Below are 668 nucleotides of genomic sequence, written 5' to 3'. Positions count from 1 at the left end.
ATCTATCAGGCCCTCTTTGTTCAGAGCCGGGGCGCGTTGCGCCGTGAACTGACGGCCTGCTTGCGAACCGGGCGCGTGTTAAGGGTGCCCAGAGCGCGCGTGCGCCGGCGAGGCCAAGGCTTTGTCTCACCGGAGATCATGATCAGCGAACGCCCTGCCGAAGCAGCCGATCGTGCGGTGCGAGGCCACTGGGAAGGGGATCTCATCCTTGGGCTTGGCAGTTCGGCAATCGGTACGTTGGTGGAGCGTTCCACGCGCTTCACGATGCTGCTTCATCTTCCTCGGCTCTCAGGGCATGGCGAGAATCCGCGCATGAAGAACGGCCCGGCGCTCGCGGGACACGGGGCCGAAGCGGTGCGCGACGCGATTACACGCACCATCATTACTTTGCCTGAAGAGCTTCGCCGTTCGCTGACGTGGGATCAGGGAGCAGAAATGGCCCAGCATGATCGCCTCAAGATCGATGCCGGTGTCCAGGTTTACTTTTGCGATCCGCAAAGCCCGTGGCAGCGTGGCACCAATGAGAACACCAATGGTTTGCTGCGTCAGTACTTCCCGAAAGGCACTGACCTGAGCATCCACAGCGCTGACGAAATCGCCGCCGTGGCAGCAGCCCTCAATGCTCGACCGAGAAAGACCTTAGGCTGGAAGACGCCGGCAGAGGCGCT

General features: G+C 61.8%; 1 protein-coding gene. It reads left to right on the top strand.

Annotation, left to right across the window (positions count from 1 at the left end; genetic code table 11):
* A partial coding sequence (locus Q3C01_RS44860; RefSeq protein WP_458151747.1) for an IS30 family transposase occupies positions 1 to 668 on the top strand: 668 nt, incomplete at both ends.

This window comes from Bradyrhizobium sp. UFLA05-109, assembly GCF_054185165.1.
The sequence above is the reverse complement of the archived record's forward strand: the minus strand, read 5'-3'. Positions and strand labels throughout refer to the sequence as shown.